The 16,343-nt window shown below is 68.8% G+C and carries 14 protein-coding genes, 1 pseudogene and 1 other annotated feature; of the genes and pseudogenes, 9 read left to right on the plus strand and 6 right to left on the minus strand.

Annotated features, from left to right (window positions below):
- Window positions 1-404: 404 nt before the first annotated feature.
- Window positions 405-530, plus strand: a complete 126-nt coding sequence (locus HQM25_RS17975) for a hypothetical protein (RefSeq protein ID WP_302182818.1) — start codon at window positions 405-407, stop codon at window positions 528-530.
- A 155-nt stretch (window positions 531-685) separates the two neighbouring features.
- Here HQM25_RS17975 and HQM25_RS13355 read toward each other — a convergent pair whose 3' ends face one another.
- The 3 genes and pseudogenes from HQM25_RS13355 to HQM25_RS13360 form a co-directional block, all read right to left on the minus strand.
- The gene (locus tag HQM25_RS13355; protein WP_254359695.1) at window positions 686-1,783 is read right to left on the minus strand and encodes an IS3 family transposase; all 1,098 of its coding nucleotides are present in this window, start codon (window positions 1,781-1,783) and stop codon (window positions 686-688) included.
- Window positions 1,548-1,651, minus strand: a sequence feature (AL1L pseudoknot). It overlaps the preceding gene by 104 nt.
- Window positions 1,732-1,923 (minus strand): annotated as a pseudogene (locus HQM25_RS17875) (transposase); the annotation flags it as partial. The pseudogene HQM25_RS17875 and the gene HQM25_RS13355, both read right to left, overlap by 52 nt.
- A 353-nt stretch (window positions 1,924-2,276) precedes the next feature.
- Entirely contained in the window at window positions 2,277-2,849 is a 573-nt protein-coding gene (locus HQM25_RS13360) for a hypothetical protein (RefSeq protein ID WP_172990683.1), read from the minus strand.
- A gap of 508 nt (window positions 2,850-3,357) precedes the next feature.
- On the opposite strand from HQM25_RS13360, the gene HQM25_RS13365 reads away from it, so the two are divergent.
- Window positions 3,358-3,900, plus strand: a complete 543-nt coding sequence (locus tag HQM25_RS13365) for a hypothetical protein (RefSeq protein WP_172990684.1) — start codon at window positions 3,358-3,360, stop codon at window positions 3,898-3,900.
- Window positions 3,901-3,989: 89 nt separating this feature from the next.
- Here the strand turns inward: HQM25_RS13365 and HQM25_RS13370 are convergent, their stop codons facing one another.
- A complete protein-coding gene (locus HQM25_RS13370; RefSeq protein WP_172990685.1) occupies window positions 3,990-4,181 on the minus strand; it encodes a hypothetical protein in 192 nt (63 codons plus the stop codon).
- A gap of 408 nt (window positions 4,182-4,589) precedes the next feature.
- On the opposite strand from HQM25_RS13370, the gene rfbA reads away from it, so the two are divergent.
- The 3 genes from rfbA to HQM25_RS13385 are packed head-to-tail and all read left to right on the plus strand — an operon-like array spanning window position 4,590 to window position 7,886.
- On the plus strand, window positions 4,590-5,462 hold the full coding sequence (gene rfbA, locus HQM25_RS13375) for a glucose-1-phosphate thymidylyltransferase RfbA (RefSeq protein WP_172990686.1): 873 nt from the start codon (window positions 4,590-4,592) through the stop codon (window positions 5,460-5,462).
- Window positions 5,459-6,457: a dTDP-glucose 4,6-dehydratase gene (gene rfbB / locus HQM25_RS13380; protein ID WP_172991670.1), complete on the plus strand. Its 999-nt coding sequence runs from the start codon at window positions 5,459-5,461 to the stop codon at window positions 6,455-6,457. Before rfbA ends, rfbB begins: the two co-directional genes overlap by 4 nt.
- 4 nt (window positions 6,458-6,461) lie before the next feature.
- Window positions 6,462-7,886 (plus strand): sugar nucleotide-binding protein, encoded by a 1,425-nt coding sequence (locus tag HQM25_RS13385; RefSeq protein ID WP_172990687.1) that lies wholly within the window; start codon window positions 6,462-6,464, stop codon window positions 7,884-7,886.
- 712 nt (window positions 7,887-8,598) lie between these two features.
- Here HQM25_RS13385 and HQM25_RS13390 read toward each other — a convergent pair.
- Entirely contained in the window at window positions 8,599-8,925 is a 327-nt protein-coding gene (locus tag HQM25_RS13390) for a hypothetical protein (protein WP_172990688.1), read from the minus strand.
- A 126-nt stretch (window positions 8,926-9,051) separates the two neighbouring features.
- Here HQM25_RS13390 and HQM25_RS13395 point away from each other — a divergent pair, with 126 nt between their 5' ends.
- Window positions 9,052-10,632, plus strand: coding sequence for an HNH endonuclease signature motif containing protein (locus HQM25_RS13395; protein ID WP_172990689.1), 1,581 nt, complete (start codon window positions 9,052-9,054; stop codon window positions 10,630-10,632).
- A gap of 486 nt (window positions 10,633-11,118) precedes the next feature.
- Here the strand turns inward: HQM25_RS13395 and HQM25_RS13400 are convergent, their stop codons facing one another.
- Window positions 11,119-12,099, minus strand: a complete 981-nt coding sequence (locus HQM25_RS13400; RefSeq protein ID WP_254359346.1) for a LysR family transcriptional regulator — start codon at window positions 12,097-12,099, stop codon at window positions 11,119-11,121.
- A gap of 315 nt (window positions 12,100-12,414) precedes the next feature.
- Here HQM25_RS13400 and HQM25_RS13405 point away from each other — a divergent pair, with 315 nt between their 5' ends.
- Genes HQM25_RS13405 through HQM25_RS13415 form a run of 3 tightly spaced genes read left to right on the plus strand, consistent with a single transcriptional unit; the run spans window position 12,415 to window position 16,281 of the window.
- The gene (locus tag HQM25_RS13405; protein ID WP_172990690.1) at window positions 12,415-13,305 is read left to right on the plus strand and encodes an FAD binding domain-containing protein; all 891 of its coding nucleotides are present in this window, start codon (window positions 12,415-12,417) and stop codon (window positions 13,303-13,305) included.
- Between the two features lies 1 nt (window position 13,306).
- Complete coding sequence (locus tag HQM25_RS13410; protein ID WP_172990691.1) at window positions 13,307-13,858, plus strand: (2Fe-2S)-binding protein; 552 nt, start codon at window positions 13,307-13,309, stop codon at window positions 13,856-13,858.
- Window positions 13,855-16,281, plus strand: coding sequence for an aerobic carbon-monoxide dehydrogenase large subunit (locus HQM25_RS13415; protein WP_172990692.1), 2,427 nt, complete (start codon window positions 13,855-13,857; stop codon window positions 16,279-16,281). The genes HQM25_RS13410 and HQM25_RS13415 overlap by 4 nt, the downstream gene beginning before the upstream one ends.
- The last annotated feature ends 62 nt before the right edge of the window (window positions 16,282-16,343 follow it).

Below are 16,343 nucleotides of genomic sequence, written 5' to 3' on the forward strand. Positions count from 1 at the left end.
GGGAAGTGATTGCAGCCGCACTAGCGAGGTGATCAAGGAACTCCGCTCTCCGCTCCGCCGCGCCTTGCCGACACTTGTAGCCAGCAAACCAGCACGCCCACGATAGCGCGTGCGGGGATGGGTACCTCGTCGAGCCGGAACTGGCTCTGTATGCGATACCGCATCACTAGACGTACCGCAGGCCAAGTCTGGTCGCCTCCGTTGTCGAGGCGGCCGTCCTCCGAGCAGAGTGACCGATGTCAGTCGGCGTGCGGTTCTCTCGCGGATGGTGATGATCCGCAGGGTCGTGACGGGCGGCCGGCATCGAGCAAATCGTTTGTTTCGGAGTCTCGGACGTCAAAGCAAGACCTTCAGTCGAGTGAGGGTCGAACCGAGCACGGAGTGCCCTCCCTGCCGCTTCCACGGTGAACCAACTGGCGACGGCCGCAGCGATCGTGAGCGGGATGCTGACGACAACGGCGCACGCGGGGCGAGACGTCGCCGCGTTCCACCACGCGATGATCGGCACGTTCCAGAAGGAGGCGGCGTAAGAGATGACGCCGAGGCTCGCGAGCAGCCGGAGCGCAGCGTGCGGAAGACGCGAAGTCGGTAGTGCGCGCCGCTCGACATTGAAGATGATCGCGAAGGTGCAGGCCGCGATGAGCGTCGGAATCAGCAGGTAGGTGAATCGGCCTGACTTTCGTTCCTATCGCATTGCTTGTCCGGCAGGTGCCGGTTGGGCTGATTCCAGGTCATCGTAGTACGCGTCCTCGACCTCGATCGGGGTGCGCATGTCGAGCTCGCCGTGGAGGCGCTGGTTGTTCCACCACCACACCCATTCGAGGGTCGCGAGCTCGACCTGCTCGACGGTGCGCCACGGCCCGCGCTGGCGGATCAGCTCGGTCTTGTAGAGGTTGTTGACCGCCTCAGCCATCGCGTTGTCGTAGCTGTCGCCGACGGTCCCGGTGGAGGGGACGGCGCCGAGTTCGACTATCCGGTCGGTGTAGACCATCGCGGTGTAGTTCGACCCGTGGTCCGCGTGATGGATAAGCCCGTCGAGCCTGCCGCCTGCGCCCCACGCGGCCATGTCCAGCGCCTGCATCGGCAGGATCTCGGACCGCAGCGTGGCGGCGACGTTCCAGCCAACGATGCGGCGTGAGTAGACGTCGGTGACGAACGCGACGTAGGCGAACCCGGACCACGTCGCGACGTAGGTGACGTCGCAGACCCAGAGCCTTCGCGGCGCGGGCGCGGTGAAGCGACGGTTCACGAGATCACTCGGCAGGACCGTCGTCTTGTCAGCGCGGGTGGTGAACACCCGCTTCGACTTCAGGACGCCTCGGACGCCGGCCAGGCGCATGAGGCGTTCGGTCTGGTCGCGGCCGATGTCCCACCCTTGCCGGCGCATCAGCGCATGCATCTTCCGCCGCCCGTAGACGCCGTAGTTCTCTGCATGCAACCTGGCGACCTCCGGGACGAGAAGCTCGTCCTTCAGCTGCCGTGCCGACGGCGCACGGCCGACCGCGGCGCGGTAGCCGCGGGAGGTGAGGAACCCTTGAACTGCCGGCCGGAGGACGCGGCAGATGAGCTCGACCCCGAAACGATCCCGGTGCTCGTCGATGAACCGGATCATCTCGGTCAGGGGCGGTCGAGCTCCTTCGCGAAAAACACGCTCGCAGCCTTGAGAATCTCGTTCGCCTTCCGCAGCTCGGCGTTCTCCTTCTGCAGCTGCTTGATCTCCGCCGCGGCGTCGCTCGTAACCCCGGGCTTGGTGCCGGCGTCGACCTCGTACCGCCGCTGCCAGAGTCGCAGCGTCTCCGGGCTCATCCCGAGCAGCCCAGCCACATGCCGCACCGCGCTCATCAAGTTCGGGTGCTCCGGCCGCGCCTCCGCGAGCATCCTGAGCGCACGCTCACGCATCTCCGGCGAGTACTTCCTGTTCATCGAGTTCCATCCTTGCTTGAAGAACGGAACGAAAGTCAGGCCGATTCAAGGTGACCGTGCTGTCCTTCGCGTTCGGATAGAAGTCCGGACCTCATACCGCGTCATCAGCAAGAGATCGTGGACCAGGTCACTGCGATGTTCCGAAAGGTCTTCCCAGGTGGAGGCGTGTCACTTGATGACGCCGAAATCGATGCCCTGCTCGTTCCCCTCGGCAGGCTTTCGCTCAGCCCACGCCGCTAACTCCGCAGGAGCACTGCCGAGACATCCACCCGTCACGCTCTCAACCGAAGATCTCGCCGGAGGCCACGCGATTCCAAAGGTCGACACCGGCTTGAGCCAGATTGAGCACGAGATTAAGCCGAGGGATGCGAGGCGACGATGCCGAGCGTCCACCAGAACGCCCGCGCAGCCACGTGCGAGGGCCTTCCCCCCGCTGCGCGCGAGACGTCGATGTTGATGAGCGGATTGTCCACCGTCATTTCGGGCTTGCCGTCGGTCAGAACGATCACGTTGGCGCGGGCGCCCTTGCGGATGAGATCGGGCTTCACCTCGAGCGCGGAATCAACCAGCTCGACGGCGATCGGGGAGTCGTCGTCTGCCTGAGAAAGAGGAATCGCCGACCTTCCGAGTTCGAAGCGCAAGGGTCGTGCACCGTCGAACTGCGCCGACGCGATGTCAGCCCGACTGCGCGAGTGCAGCTCGAGCCGGAGAAGGTACGGATCGGCGAGTTGATGATCGCGGAAGGAGATGCGCACGGCATCCTTCAGCGAGTCGCTCGCGCGCGTGAGCACAGGCGTGATCTCGAGGGCGTGGTCGACCCGCTGTCGCGGGAACTGCCGCCGATATATGACCACCGCGACCACGATGGCGGCGAGCGTACCCAACACGCCGAGCACGGACCACGTCGACGACCAGTAGACGGGCATGAGATGTTCTCCCTTCGCCGGGTTCCCCGCTCAATCTTGAGGCGAATTCGGTTGGGGCGGCTTCGCGCCGTCTGGAGAAAGAGCACTCGGGCGGCGATGGCGATACGTCCGTCACTGCGAACCTCGCGGCCATGGGTCTGCGCGTATCAGTCCGATCGCGGCTCCGCTCCCGCATGTCAAGGGAGGAACACCACCCAATAAAGAGTGAGCCACGGCACGACGACCCTCGCGCCCTCCGCTGAACCCCGAGCGTCTGGCGAGCGCGCTCGTCGGCATCCCTGGTTCGCCGGTGCCGACAGTAGGCGTGACTATGTCGCGGGGTATCAGTGGCGCCGCAGCCCGCCGGTCGGCCCATCGTCCACAGGCCCTTGAGCGAGGAGCCGGACTGGCCGAACGGGCCTGTTACGTACATTCGCGTACGACGCTGGGCGGGCGCTGCCCGCCGCGTGACGGTCGGGTAGCGCCCGCGTGACCGGGGCACCACTGCACGACCGATAGGGTCACGAACGTGAAGACCTCGCACAAAGTCGCGCTTGTGGCAGTTCCCACCCTGGTCGTCGCGACACTCGTCGCCCTCACGCTGCCGCTCTTCATGCCACTGCTGCCGGCGCAGATCCAGGTGATCGCCGGGGGCACCATCCGCACCGTGCCCGGCACGGTTGAGGACCTGTTCGAGCGCACCGGCACCGACGGGTTCGGGATGCAGAACCCCACTCCGGTGTCGCACGACGAGGTCGACGGTGAGTACGTGATGGCGGCATCCATCTGGCCCTGGATGCTGCCGCCGGGCTGGGGATTCCCGAGGGAGCGCGGTGTCGCGGACACTCCCGGACACCACTGGAACGGGATGGGCGTGAAGGCCGCGTTCGCCGTGTGGGCGAAGACCGCCCTCGACACCGTGGCGCGTGACGACGTGCCGCCCGCACTCGCGGAGAAGCTTCTGAGCGACGTGGAATACGCGTATCACGTGCTGTTCGACGCGGGACTGCTTTCGGACCGCACGTTCATCGAGAAGTCGGTCGAGCCGTTGAAGGATCGGGCGCGGGTGTAGGTCTCGATACGCGGGCTTCGCTCGCTAACGTTGCCGGTGAGCACCCCGGCGACGTGCTCAGCCCCCCGGGCATCCCACGCGGCTGCGAATCAGCGTCGATCCAGCCTGAGCCCCACGCGGGTCGACACGATCCAATCTATGGCGCTCAGGAGAATCGCGAGGCCGAAAGCACAGCCGCCGACGGACAAAGCGAAGGGAGCGACTGCGATCATCCACGGTTCGGCGATCTCGGGTGAGGTCGTGGCGATCAACACGAAGAAGCAGCCGGCGACGATACCCACGGACGCGATGATCCACAACACTGTCGTCCACGGATTGATTCGCTCGGGGTCTGGCTCCCCTATCCGCGGAAGTCTTCTCGTGCTGCGCGCGGTATCACTCATTGGCGCTCCCGTTAGGTGTTCGCAGTGTCGGCGGCCATGTCGACGTGCGACTCGAATCTAGCGGTGTACCGCCGCGGTACGACGCCACCCGCGCCCTCTCCGGCGGCGCGTGTCGCGCCGCGCTGACCGAAGTTGGTGGCGTCCGCGCGGCCCTACGCCGGTTGAATGGGAGCAGTTGCGCCTTCGCGCCATCATGTCCGCCCAAACTCGCAGCGACCGATCTGGATTGAATCGGAGAGGTTAACTCCCTGTATCGGGTTGGCGCTCGAGAAGGAGTCGGTTCGCGGCTCTGACAGGATGGATTGAATGAAGGGCATCATCCTGGCTGGGGGGTCGGGGACCAGGCTCCACCCGATCACCCACGGCGTCTCGAAGCAGCTCATCCCTGTCTACGACAAGCCGATGGTCTACTACCCGCTGTCGACGCTCATGCTCGCCGGCATCCGGGACATCCTCGTCATCACGACGCCCCACGATGCCCCGTTCTTCGAGCGGCTGCTGGGCGATGGATCGCGGTTCGGCGTCTCGCTGACGTTCGCGGTGCAGCCCTCCCCCGACGGGCTCGCGCAGGCATTCACGATCGGCGCCGACTTTATCGGCGACGACAAGGTCGCCCTCGTGCTGGGCGACAACCTGCTCTACGGGCCCGGACTCGGCACGCAGCTCGCGCGCTTCGCCGACATCGACGGCGGTGCAGTGTTCGCGTATTGGGTGGCCGAGCCCCAGGCGTACGGCGTGATCGAGTTCGACGACGCGGGCAAGGCGGTGTCGCTCGAAGAGAAGCCCGCACAGCCGAAGAGCAACTACGCGGTGCCGGGGCTGTACTTCTACGACAATGACGTGGTCGAGATCGCTTCGTCGCTGTCGCCGAGTGCCCGCGGCGAGTACGAGATCACCGATGTCAACCGCGCGTACCTCGAACGCGGCAAGCTGAATGTGCAGATCCTCCCCCGCGGCACGGCCTGGCTCGACACCGGAACGTTCGACCAGATGACGGATGCCGCAGACTACGTGCGCACCATCCAGCGGCGCACCGGACTGTCGATCGGAGTGCCCGAAGAGGTCGCGTGGCTGCAGGGATGGCTGACCGACGCCGAGCTCGAAGCGCTAGCGGCCCCCCTGGTGAAGTCGGGATACGGACGCTACCTGCTCGATGTGCTGTCGAGGGGAGAACGCTGATGCGGCTGCTCGTGACCGGCGGAGCCGGATTCATCGGATCGAACTTCGTGCACTACGTGCTGCGCGAGACCCCGCACTCGGTGGTCGTGCTCGACGCGCTCACCTACGCGGGCAACCTGGCGTCGCTCGACGGCCTGCCCGAAGACCGGTTCGCGTTCGTGAAGGGCGACATCACCGACGCACCGCTGGTCGCGTCGCTGGTCGAAGCGGTGGATGCCGTCGTGCACTACGCCGCGGAATCGCACAACGACAACTCGCTGGCGAACCCCCGGCCGTTCCTCGACACGAACATCGTCGGCACGTACACGCTGCTCGAAGCCGTGCGGGCGGCGGGCGTGCGGTTCCACCACATCTCCACCGACGAGGTGTACGGCGACCTGGAACTCGACGACCCGGCGCGCTTCACCGAGTCGACGCCGTACAACCCGTCGTCGCCGTACTCGTCGACCAAGGCCGGATCCGACCTCCTCGTGCGCGCTTGGGTGCGCTCGTTCGGCGTGCAGGCGACCATCTCGAACTGCTCGAACAACTACGGGCCGTACCAGCACGTCGAGAAGTTCATCCCCCGTCAGATCACGAACGTGCTGCGCGGCATCCGCCCCAAGCTCTACGGCGCGGGGCTCAACGTGCGCGACTGGATCCACGCCGACGACCACTCCTCGGCCGTCATGACGATCCTCGAGCGGGGCGTCATCGGCGAGACGTACCTGATCGGCGCCGACGGCGAGAAGTCGAACCGCGAGGTCGTCGAACTGATCCTCACCCAGATGGGTCGGGATGCCACCGACTACGACCTCGTCACCGACCGCGCCGGCCACGACCTGCGGTACGCCATCGACTCGTCGAAACTGCGCGCCGAGCTCGGGTGGACTCCTTCGTACGGGGACTTCGCCGCCGGACTCGCGGCGACCATCGACTGGTACCGCGAGCACGAGTCGTGGTGGGCGCCCGCGAAGGACGGCGTCGAGGCGTTCTACGCGGCGCGGGGGCAGTGAGGCTGTGACGGAGTTCGGCAAGACGCTCGGACGCGCCGAGACCGGCATCCCGGGTCTCGAACTGTGGGAGCTGCCCGTGCACGGCGACGCGCGCGGATGGTTCAAGGAGAACTGGCAGCGCTCCAAGATGGTGGATGCCGGACTCCCCGACTTCGGCCCCGTGCAGAACAACGTGTCGTTCAACGACGCGGTCGGCACGACCCGCGGCATCCATGCCGAGCCCTGGGACAAATGGGTGTCGGTCGCGACCGGCCGCATCTTCGGGGCCTGGGTCGACCTGCGCGAAGGGCCGACGTTCGGGCGCGTGTTCACGGCCGAGCTGGATCCGTCGCGGGCGATCTTCGTGCCGCGCGGCGTCGGCAATTCGTACCAGACGCTCGAGCCCGACACCGCGTACACGTACCTCGTGAACGACCACTGGTCGGCATCGGCGTCGTACACGTTCCTCAACCTCGCCGACGAGACCGTGGCGGTGCCGTGGCCGATCGCGCTGGGTGAGGCATCCATCTCGGAGAAGGATCTGGGGCACCCCCGGCTCGCCGACGTCGTGCCGATGGCGCCGCGCCGCACCCTCATCATCGGGGCCGGCGGGCAGCTCGGAACCGCCCTGCGCGCACTGCTCGGCAGCTCGGACCGGTACGACTTCGCGGCGCGGGACGAGCTCGACGTCACGTCGGATTCGCTGCGCGAGGCCCGTCGCTGGCGCGACTACGACACGATCATCAACGCGGGTGCCTACACCGCGGTCGATGCCGCCGAGACGCCGGAAGGACGAGTGGATGCCTGGGCCGTGAACGTCACCGGCGTCGCAGGCCTCGCCGCGATCGCGCGGGAGTTCGGGCTGACGCTCGTGCACATCTCGAGCGACTACGTCTTCGACGGCACGTCGACCGAGGCGTACACCGAGACGGCGCACCTGTCTCCGTTGGGGGTCTACGGACAGACCAAGGCGGCCGGGGATGCCGTGGTGACGACGGTTCCGCGGCATTACATCGTGCGCACGTCGTGGGTGATCGGGTCGGGCCGCAACTTCGTGCGGACCATGGCCGGGCTGGCCGCGCGGGGCGTCGACCCGTCGGTCGTGGACGACCAGGTGGGGAGGCTGACGTTCACCGATGAGTTGGCGCGCGGCATCCATCATCTTCTTTCGTCGCACGCGCCGTACGGCGTGTACAACCTGACCGGCGGTGGCGAGCCGGCGTCGTGGGCGGAGGTGGCGCGGGAGGTGTTCGCACTGACCGGGCACGACCCCGCGCGGGTGTCGGGGGTGTCGACGGAGGCGTACTTCGCGTCGGCGTCGGGGGCGGTGGCGCCGCGACCCGCGTGGTCGGTGCTGGCGCTGTCGCGCGTGGAGGCCACGGGGTTCGAGCCCCGGGATTGGCGGGAGTCGCTGCGGGAGTACGTCAGCGGGCTCGACGCGCCGGCGTAGCCCCGGGGGTCGAGTACACGGTGGTCGAGTAGCGCCCGAAGGACGCGTACCGAGACCCCCACGCGCCGAGCACGGTGGTCGAGTAGCGCCCGAAGGACGCGTACCGAGACCCCCACTGCACGCCCGGGTGGTCTAAACCCACGGTGGTCGAGTAGCGACCGAAGGACGCGTACCGAGACCCCCACGCGATCCGCCGCCCGGTCGTGGGGCGCTTCCGGCCGTTCCCTACGCTCGAACCCCTCGCACCTGACCCCCGACCACCCCGGCCACGCCCGGCGCGGCATCCATGGGTCACCTTCTGCGCAACCACGCCACCGCAGACCGCACCAACTGACCCACGAACACCCCGGGCGCGCCGGGCGTGGCATCCATGGGTCACCTTCTGCGCAATCACGGCACCGCAGACCGCACCAACTGACCCACGAACACCCCGGGCGCGCCGGGCGTGGCATCCATGGGTCACCTTCTGCGCAAACACGCCACCGCAGACCGCACCAACTGACCCACGAACACCCCAGGCGCCGGGCGCGGCATCCATGGGTCACCTTCTGCGCAAACACGGCACCGCAGACCGCACCAACTGACCCACGAACACCCCGGGCGCGCCGGGCGTGGCATCCATGGGTCACCTTCTGCGCAACCACCGCAACTCACCCCGCATCAAGCGCCTCACGAACCGCTCGCAGCGCCCGAAGCTCGCGCCGCGACCGCCCTACCCGACGTAGGCGGCCTGCGCGTAGGTCGCGAAGAAGTACACGACGAACGCGGTCGCCGCGACGGCCGACACGATGATCGCGGCGACGCCCACGCTCTTGCGCGTCGAGCGGCGGAACAGCGACACGATCGCGAGCACGAACGCGAGGGGTGGGAGGAGCAGCCCCACGGGCACCGCGATCGCGGGCACGAGCGTGAGCAGGGCGATCCCGACGACGGCGCCCACGAGCGCGACGGCGATCGCCACCTTGGCGAGGACGCTGGCCTTCGGCGCCTCGTCGGCGCGAGCGGCGGGGGTCGGGGCGGGCGAGCCATCCGTGGTCATGCGATGAGTGTGGCAGATCGGGCCCCTCGCCCGCACGACCAGGTCCCTGAGCGAGCGAAGCGAGACGAAGGGCCGCGGTAACTCGAACATAAGTATCAATGTCGGAGGCCCATGCGACCATGAATCATGGATGTTTTCGCCGAGGTCACCGCGGTCGTCGACCGACTGCGCGCGCACCTCGGCGAGAGCCTGCAGTCTCATGACGCGCCGGCCGTGATCGCCGCGCTCGGCGAAGACGCGCTCATCACCGTGATGCGCGATCTCGCCGGCGCGACGCGCATCTTCGAATCGCTGCGCACCACTGCGGCAGGTGTCGTCGCCTCCCAGTCCACGCGCGAGCACGGACACTCCGGCTTCGCGCAGAAGCGCGGCCACCGCACCCCTGTCACACTCGTGCAGGAGATCACCGGATCGACGCGGGGCGAGGCATCCAAGCAGGTGCGCGCCGGAACCGCCCTGCTCGAGGCGACGATCGGCACGACGCCGAGTGGGGTGGCGCCGGGTGGGGTGGCGCCGGGTGGGGTGGCGCCGGGCGGGGTGGATGCCGCGCCGGGTGGGGTGGATGCCGCGCCCGGCGCGCCGGCGGCAACCCCCGTCGCTGCGCCGCGGCCGTGGCACTGGCCTGCCGATGAGGCGCTGCTCGGCGGCCGCGTGTCGACCGCGGTGCACGACGCGATCGTGCAGGGGCTCGGCGCGCCCGTCGAAGGTGGCGACGAGGCGTGGATGCTGGCCGCCCAGCGACTGGTCGACGAGGCGTCCGCGCGCACCGTCGAGGAGCTGGCGAAGTCCGCACGGACCATCCGCGACATGCTCGACCCCGAGGGCGCCGGCCGGCGGTTCGACGAGCGCTTCGAACGCCGGGCGCTGCGCACCTGGCGTGACGAGTACGGCCAGCTGCGGGCATCCATCACCTTCGACGACGACGGCGGAGCGTGGGTGACCGCGATCCTGGATGCCGCGCTGCGGCCGCGCCGCAACGGGCCGCGGTTCGTCGACTCCGAGGAGGCGGCACGGGCGGCGGAGCTCGCCGCCGACCCGCGCTCGAACGACCAGCTCGCGTACGACCTGCTGATCGACACGCTGCGCGCCGGAGCGCTGGCCGACACCGCGCAGGTGTTCGGCACCCGGCAGGCCGGTGTGCGCGTCGTGGTCACCGCCGAGGCGCTCGCCGGTACGGGCGTCGACCCGTCGGGCGAACTCGGCTCGGCCGGGATCGGGCTCGTCGAAGACGGTGGAACGGCGATCCCCGCGTGGCTCGCGGCGCAGCGTGCGTGCGATGTCGGAACCGACGAGTTCACCGTGGATGCCGCGGGCAATCCCCTCTTCGTCGGCCGCTCCGCTCGCCTGTTCACCCCGAAGCAGAAGGCGGCGCTCGCCATCCGCGATGGAGGATGCCGCTGGCCCTCCTGCGACAGACCCGCGTCGTACTGCGAAGCGCACCATTGCGTGCACTGGGCACGCGACGGACTGACCAACGTCGACGTCGGGATTCTGCTGTGCCGCTTTCACCACATGCAGCTGCACCACGGCGGATGGTTCATCACCCGCGCGGGCGACGACTTCCTGCTCGGCAACGCCGACGGGCGGGATCCCGTGCCGATGCCACCACGCGGGCACCTGCAGTACTTCTTCGGCGGCATCGATCCACCCCGCGAAGATTTCGCCCCGCCGCCGCGGCCTGACCCGCGGCATCCGGTGGTCGAGTAGCACGCGGAGTCCGCGCAAACCGGTGGTCGAGTAGCGCGCGGAGCCCGCGTATCGAGACCCCACCCCCCCACGCTGGTCGAGTAGCGAGCGAAGCACGCGTACCGAGACCCCATCCCCCACGGTGGTCGAGTAGCGAGCGAAGCCCGCGTACCGAGACCCCTTCACCACGGTGGTCGAGTAGCGAGCGAAGCCCGCGTACCGAGACCCCCGCACACGCACGGTGGTCGAGTAGCGAGCGAAGCCCGCGTACCGAGACCCGCCCGACTCGCGCGAGCCTCCCCCGCCGGACTCGGCGTGGTCTCGCGATAGCCCGGCCACCGTTCGTGGGGCGCTCCCTGCGCACCAGCGAGGGTGGAACCCGCAAGACGCGCCCCAGGAACACGCCCACCGTGCCGGGCCCGGCGCTTATGGGGCGGTTACTGCGCCATCACCCGCGTGGATGCCGCCCGAAACGCCCCACGAACCCGCGGGCGGGGCGCGCGGGCATCAACTCCACAGAGCCACGTGGAACTTGTTGCCCCGGCGCGACAGGCCCCGCGAACCACCCGGGGCGATCATCGCCGTCGTCGCCTCGGCCGTCGTCACGAACCGCTGCAGCAGACGCGCCGCCGCCGACGCGCGACCATCGGCGAGCGTCGTCGCCCACCACAGGCCCGAGATCGGCGTCTCGGCGACCGGCAGCGCGATGAGGTCGCCGGGCGCGGCATCCATCCGCACTCGCGCCGCGGTCACGTGCGCCAGCGCCAGCATGACGCCCTCTCCCCCGGCGACCGCGGCCAGGGCGTCGGTCTCGCTGGTGAGCTCCACCACCTCGGGCAGCGACGTCAGCCGCCCGAACCACCGCCCCTCCTCGGTGAGCGGCTCGAACCCGCCCGGACCGGCGAACCACGGCACCGACATCAACCGCCGCATCGGCACCGCCCCCTCGAGCGAAGAGAGTGGATGCCGCGCCGCGGCCACCATCACCCGCTGATACTTGAAGAACGGGACGGCCTCGAACCCCGCACTCTCCGCCAGCGGTGGACGGGCGCCCAGCGCGATGTCATACGCACGCTCGCGGAGGAGGGTCGCGATGTCGTCGGCCTTCTCCACGATGACGTCGATCGTGTCGGCCGCTCCCCGGCCGAACACGTCGAGCACACGCCCGGCGGCGTGCTCGGCGAACGCCGCGGTGGCCACGACCCGCAGTTCGTGCTCGGCGGATCCGGCGTGGGCGACATCCCGGCGGATCGCCTCGGCGAGCCCCGTGATCTCCTCGGCGCGCACCGCCAGCGCCCGACCTCCGGGAGTGAGACGGATGCCGGACCCGGCGCGCGTGAAGAGGCGATCGCCCAACTCCACGCGCAGGGCGCCGACCACTGCGGAGACGGCCGGCTCGGAGACACCCAGCGAATGCGCGGCCTCGGTCACCGACCCCAGCTTCGCTACGCGCGCGAACGTGCGCAGCTGAGCCAGCGTCATCGCCATCGGGTCATAACCTTCCGCTTATGGCGATCGTGGCACCGCGCGGGCGACCTCGGCAAGGGTGAGGGTCTCGATACGCGTGCTTCGCTCGCTACTCGACCACCGTGGGGTGAGGGTCTCAGGTCGCTCGGCGTCGCGCTGCTCCGCTGTCGCAAACAGCAACGCGAACCGCCGAACGTGACAGCCGAGCGACGGACTCCAGCGACCGAGACGAAAGGGCGCCCCAAGCCGACATAAGCGATCGGTTATGAGTCTGTTGACACCGGACGTGCGCGAGAGCAACGTACAGCCATCAGGTGCGTTCAAAGGAGAGCCGCCATGCAGATCCCGGCGCCATTCGACTATGCCAAAGCGACGAGCGTCGACGACGCCATCGCCCTGCTCGATCGGTACGGAGAGGAGGCCCGCGTCATCGCCGGCGGGCACAGCATCCTGCCGATGATGAAGCTCCGGCTCGCGAGGCCCGAGTGGCTCATCGACATCAACGACCTCACCGACCTGGACTACATCCGGCGCGAGGGCGACATGCTCCACATCGGCGCACTCACCCGACATCACACGCTGCTCGAGTCGGCCGAGGTGCACGAGCTGTTCCCGATCATCACCGACGCCGAGAAGGTGGTCGCCGACCCGATCGTGCGCAACCGCGGCACGATCGGCGGATCCCTGTGCCAGGCCGATCCCGCCGAAGACCTCTCCACGGTCTGCACGGTCATCGGAGCCCAGGCCGTCATCAAGGGCCAAGGCGGCGAGCGCGTGCTCAGCATGGACGAGTTCCACGTCGGCCCGTACGAGACGGCGGTGGCCCACAACGAGGTGCTCATCGGAGTGCGACTGCCCATCCGGCCCCGCACCTCCTCCGCCTACGAGAAGGTCGAGCGCCGCGTCGGCGACTGGGCCGTCGCGGCGGCCGGAGCCGCCGTCACCCTCGGCGAGGACGGCAGCACGCTCGAAGACGTGGCGCTCGGGGTCACCGCGATCGGCCGCACCGATCGCATCCACGAAGCCGAGGAGATCCTGCGCGGCAAGACGCCCACCGACGAGCTCGTCGCCGAGGCGGGGCGCGCGATGGCGGCATCCGTCGACCCGGTCGCCGACCAGCGGGGCTCGATCGCCTACAAGAGGCATCTCGCCGACGAACTCATGCAGCGCGTGCTGCTGCGGGCACTGCACCGCGCGCACAACGCGACCACCGGAAACGAGGGATGACATGCACGTGACGATGACCGTCAACGGCGAGGAGGTCTCGCGCGACATCGAGCCGCGCGTGCTGCTCGTGCACTTCCTGCGCGACGACCTCGGCATGACCGGCACCCACTGGGGCTGCGACACCTCCAACTGCGGAACCTGCGTCATGCAGATCGATGGCGTGCCGGTGAAGTCCTGCACGGTGCTGGCGGTGATGGCCGACGGCCACTCCGTGCGCACGGTCGAGGGCCTGGCGACAGGCGGCAGCCTCGACCCGGTGCAGCAGGGCTTCATGAACGAGCACGGCCTGCAGTGCGGATTCTGCACCCCCGGCATGATGCTCACCGCCCGCGCGCTGCTCGACCGCAACGCCGAGCCCACCGAGACCGAGATCCGCGAGGCCATCTCGGGCCAGATCTGCCGCTGCACCGGCTACGCCACGATCGTGCGGGCCGTGCAGTGGGCGGCCGAGCATCCCGACGGCGCGACCGAAGTGGATGCCGCACCCGCCGAACCCGACACCGATGAGGCCGTCCCCGCCGAAGACCTCGCCACCGAGGGAGTCACGTCATGACCACCGTCGACGATCGCCCGCTCATCGGACACGAGCAAGGGCGCATCCACGACCACAACCCCGCCGCGGACCACCCCGAGCGCCCGGTCGGCTTCGGCCGCCTGCAGCGCAAGGAGGACCCGCGCTTCATCCGCGGCCAGGGCAACTACCTCGACGACATCGTGCTGCCCGGGATGCTGCACGGCGCGATCCTGCGCGCTCCCGTCGCCCACGCGCGCATCGTGTCGATCGACACCAGCGAGGCGCTCGCGCGCCCCGGCGTGCGCGCGGTGATCACCGGGAAGGACCTCGAGCCGCTCAACCTGGCGTGGATCCCGACCCTGTCGTACGACGTGCAGTCGGTGCTGGTCACCGACAAGGTGCGCTTCCAGGGCCAGGAGGTCGCGTTCGTCATCGCCGACGACCGCTACGCCGCGCGCGACGCGCTGGAATCCATCTACGTCGAGTACGACATCCTTCCTCCGGTGATCGATGCACGGAAGGCGCTCGATGCCGACGCCCCGCTCGTGCGCGACGACCTGGAGGGCCGCACCGACAACCACATCGTCGACTGGGAGTGCGGCGACGCCGGGGCCACCGACGCCGCGTTCGCGAAGGCCGACGTCGTGGTGAAGCAGGAGATCGTCTACCCGCGCGTGCACCCGGCACCGATGGAGACGTGCGGCGCGATCGCCGACTTCAACGCCGTCACCGGCGACCTCACCCTGTACGAGACCTCGCAGGCGCCGCACGCGCACCGCACGGTCATCGCGATGGTCGCGGGGCTGCCCGAGCACAAGATCCACGTGATCTCGCCCGACATCGGCGGCGGGTTCGGCAACAAGGTCGGCATCTACCCGGGCTACGTGCTGGCGATCGTCGGCTCGATCGTGAGCGGCAAGCCGGTGAAGTGGATGGAGGACCGCTCCGAGAACCTCATGTCGACCTCGTTCGCCCGCGACTACATCATGCAGGGCGAGATCGCGGCGACCAAGGACGGGAGGCTCCTGGGCCTGCGCGCCGATGTGCTCGCCGACCACGGCGCCTTCAACGGCACCGCGCAGCCCACGAAGTATCCCGCCGGGTTCTTCAACCTCTTCCCCGGCAGCTACACGTGGGAGGGCGTCTACGGCAAGGTCACGAGCGTCTACACGAACAAGGCGCCGGGCGGCGTCGCGTACGCGTGCTCGTTCCGCGTGACGGAGGCGGCGTACTTCGTGGAGCGCATGATCGACCGGCTCGCGATCGAGCTCGACATGGATCCGGCCGAGCTCCGGCTGAAGAACTTCATCGCTCCGGAGCAGTTCCCGTACGACAACAAGGCCGGCTTCGAGTACGACTCCGGGCAGTACGAGAAGACGATGCGGCACGCGATGGGCCTCATCGGCTACGACGAGCTGCGGCAGGAGCAGGCGGACAAGCGCGCCCGCGGCGAGCTCATGGGCATCGGGATCTCGTTCTTCACCGAGGGCGTCGGGGCCGGGCCCCGCAAGCACATGGACATTCTCGGGCTGGGGATGAACGACGGCGCCGAGTTGCGCATCCATCCGACCGGCAAGGCGGTGGTGCGCATCTCGGTGCAGTCGCAGGGGCAGGCCCATGAGACGACGTTCGCCCAGATCGTCGCCGAGGAGATCGGCATCCCGCCCGAGGACATCGAGGTCGTGCACGGCATCACCGACCAGACCCCGTTCGGCCTGGGCACCTACGGCAGCAGGTCCACACCCGTCAGCGGCGGCGCGGTGGCCCTCGTCACCCGCAAGGTGCGTGACAAGGCGCGGCTGATCGCCGCGGCGATGCTCGAGACGAGGCCCGAGGACCTCGAGTGGGAGAAGGGCCGCTGGTTCGTCAAGGGCGACCCGACGGCCGGCAAGACGATCCAGGAGATCGCCCTCGCCGCCCACGGCACGATGGAGCTGCCCGAGGGCGTCGACGGGAACCTGGATGCCGAGGTCACCTACGATCCGCCGAACCTCACCTACCCGTACGGGGCGTACTTCTGCGTCACCGACATCGACAAGGGCACCGGCAAGGTGACCGTGCGCCGATTCCTCGCCGTGGACGACTGCGGCACCCGCATCAACCCGATGGTCATCGAGGGGCAGGTGCACGGCGGCCTCGCCGACGGCGTGGGCATGGCACTCATGGAGATCATCGAATTCGACGAAGACGGCAACTGCCTGGGCGGGTCGTTCATGGACTACCTGATCCCCACCTCGATGGAAGTGCCCGACTGGGAGACCGGGTTCACGGTCACCGAGTCGCCGCACCACCCGATCGGCGCGAAGGGCATCGGGGAGTCCGCGACCGTCGGGTCGCCGGCGGCGATCGTGAACTCGGTGATCGACGCGCTGCGCCCCCTCGGGGTGACGGCGATCGACATGCCGTGCACGCCGGCGCGCGTCTGGGAGGCGATGCAGGGCAACGCCCGGCCGCCGATCTAGACCGTCGGCACCCTGCGCCCGGGTCTCGCCGACCCGGAGCCTGGGCGCCCGGGCCGTGTGAT

Origin of the sequence: Microbacterium hominis (genome assembly GCF_013282805.1) — a bacterium.
Lineage (GTDB): Bacteria > Actinomycetota > Actinomycetes > Actinomycetales > Microbacteriaceae > Microbacterium > Microbacterium hominis_B.

Excerpts from the sequence above, each read along its gene's own strand:
- HQM25_RS13415 (WP_172990692.1), top strand. The coding sequence starts at position 13,855 with ATGACCACCGTCGACGATCGCCCGCTCATCGGACACGAGCAAGGGCGC.
- rfbA (WP_172990686.1), top strand. The coding sequence starts at position 4,590 with ATGAAGGGCATCATCCTGGCTGGGGGGTCGGGGACCAGGCTCCACCCG.
- HQM25_RS13390 (WP_172990688.1), bottom strand. The coding sequence starts at position 8,925 with ATGACCACGGATGGCTCGCCCGCCCCGACCCCCGCCGCTCGCGCCGAC.
- HQM25_RS13410 (WP_172990691.1), top strand. The coding sequence starts at position 13,307 with ATGCACGTGACGATGACCGTCAACGGCGAGGAGGTCTCGCGCGACATC.
- HQM25_RS13400 (WP_254359346.1), bottom strand. The coding sequence starts at position 12,099 with ATGGCGATGACGCTGGCTCAGCTGCGCACGTTCGCGCGCGTAGCGAAG.
- HQM25_RS13395 (WP_172990689.1), top strand. The coding sequence starts at position 9,052 with ATGGATGTTTTCGCCGAGGTCACCGCGGTCGTCGACCGACTGCGCGCG.
- HQM25_RS13360 (WP_172990683.1), bottom strand. The coding sequence starts at position 2,849 with ATGCCCGTCTACTGGTCGTCGACGTGGTCCGTGCTCGGCGTGTTGGGT.
- HQM25_RS13405 (WP_172990690.1), top strand. The coding sequence starts at position 12,415 with ATGCAGATCCCGGCGCCATTCGACTATGCCAAAGCGACGAGCGTCGAC.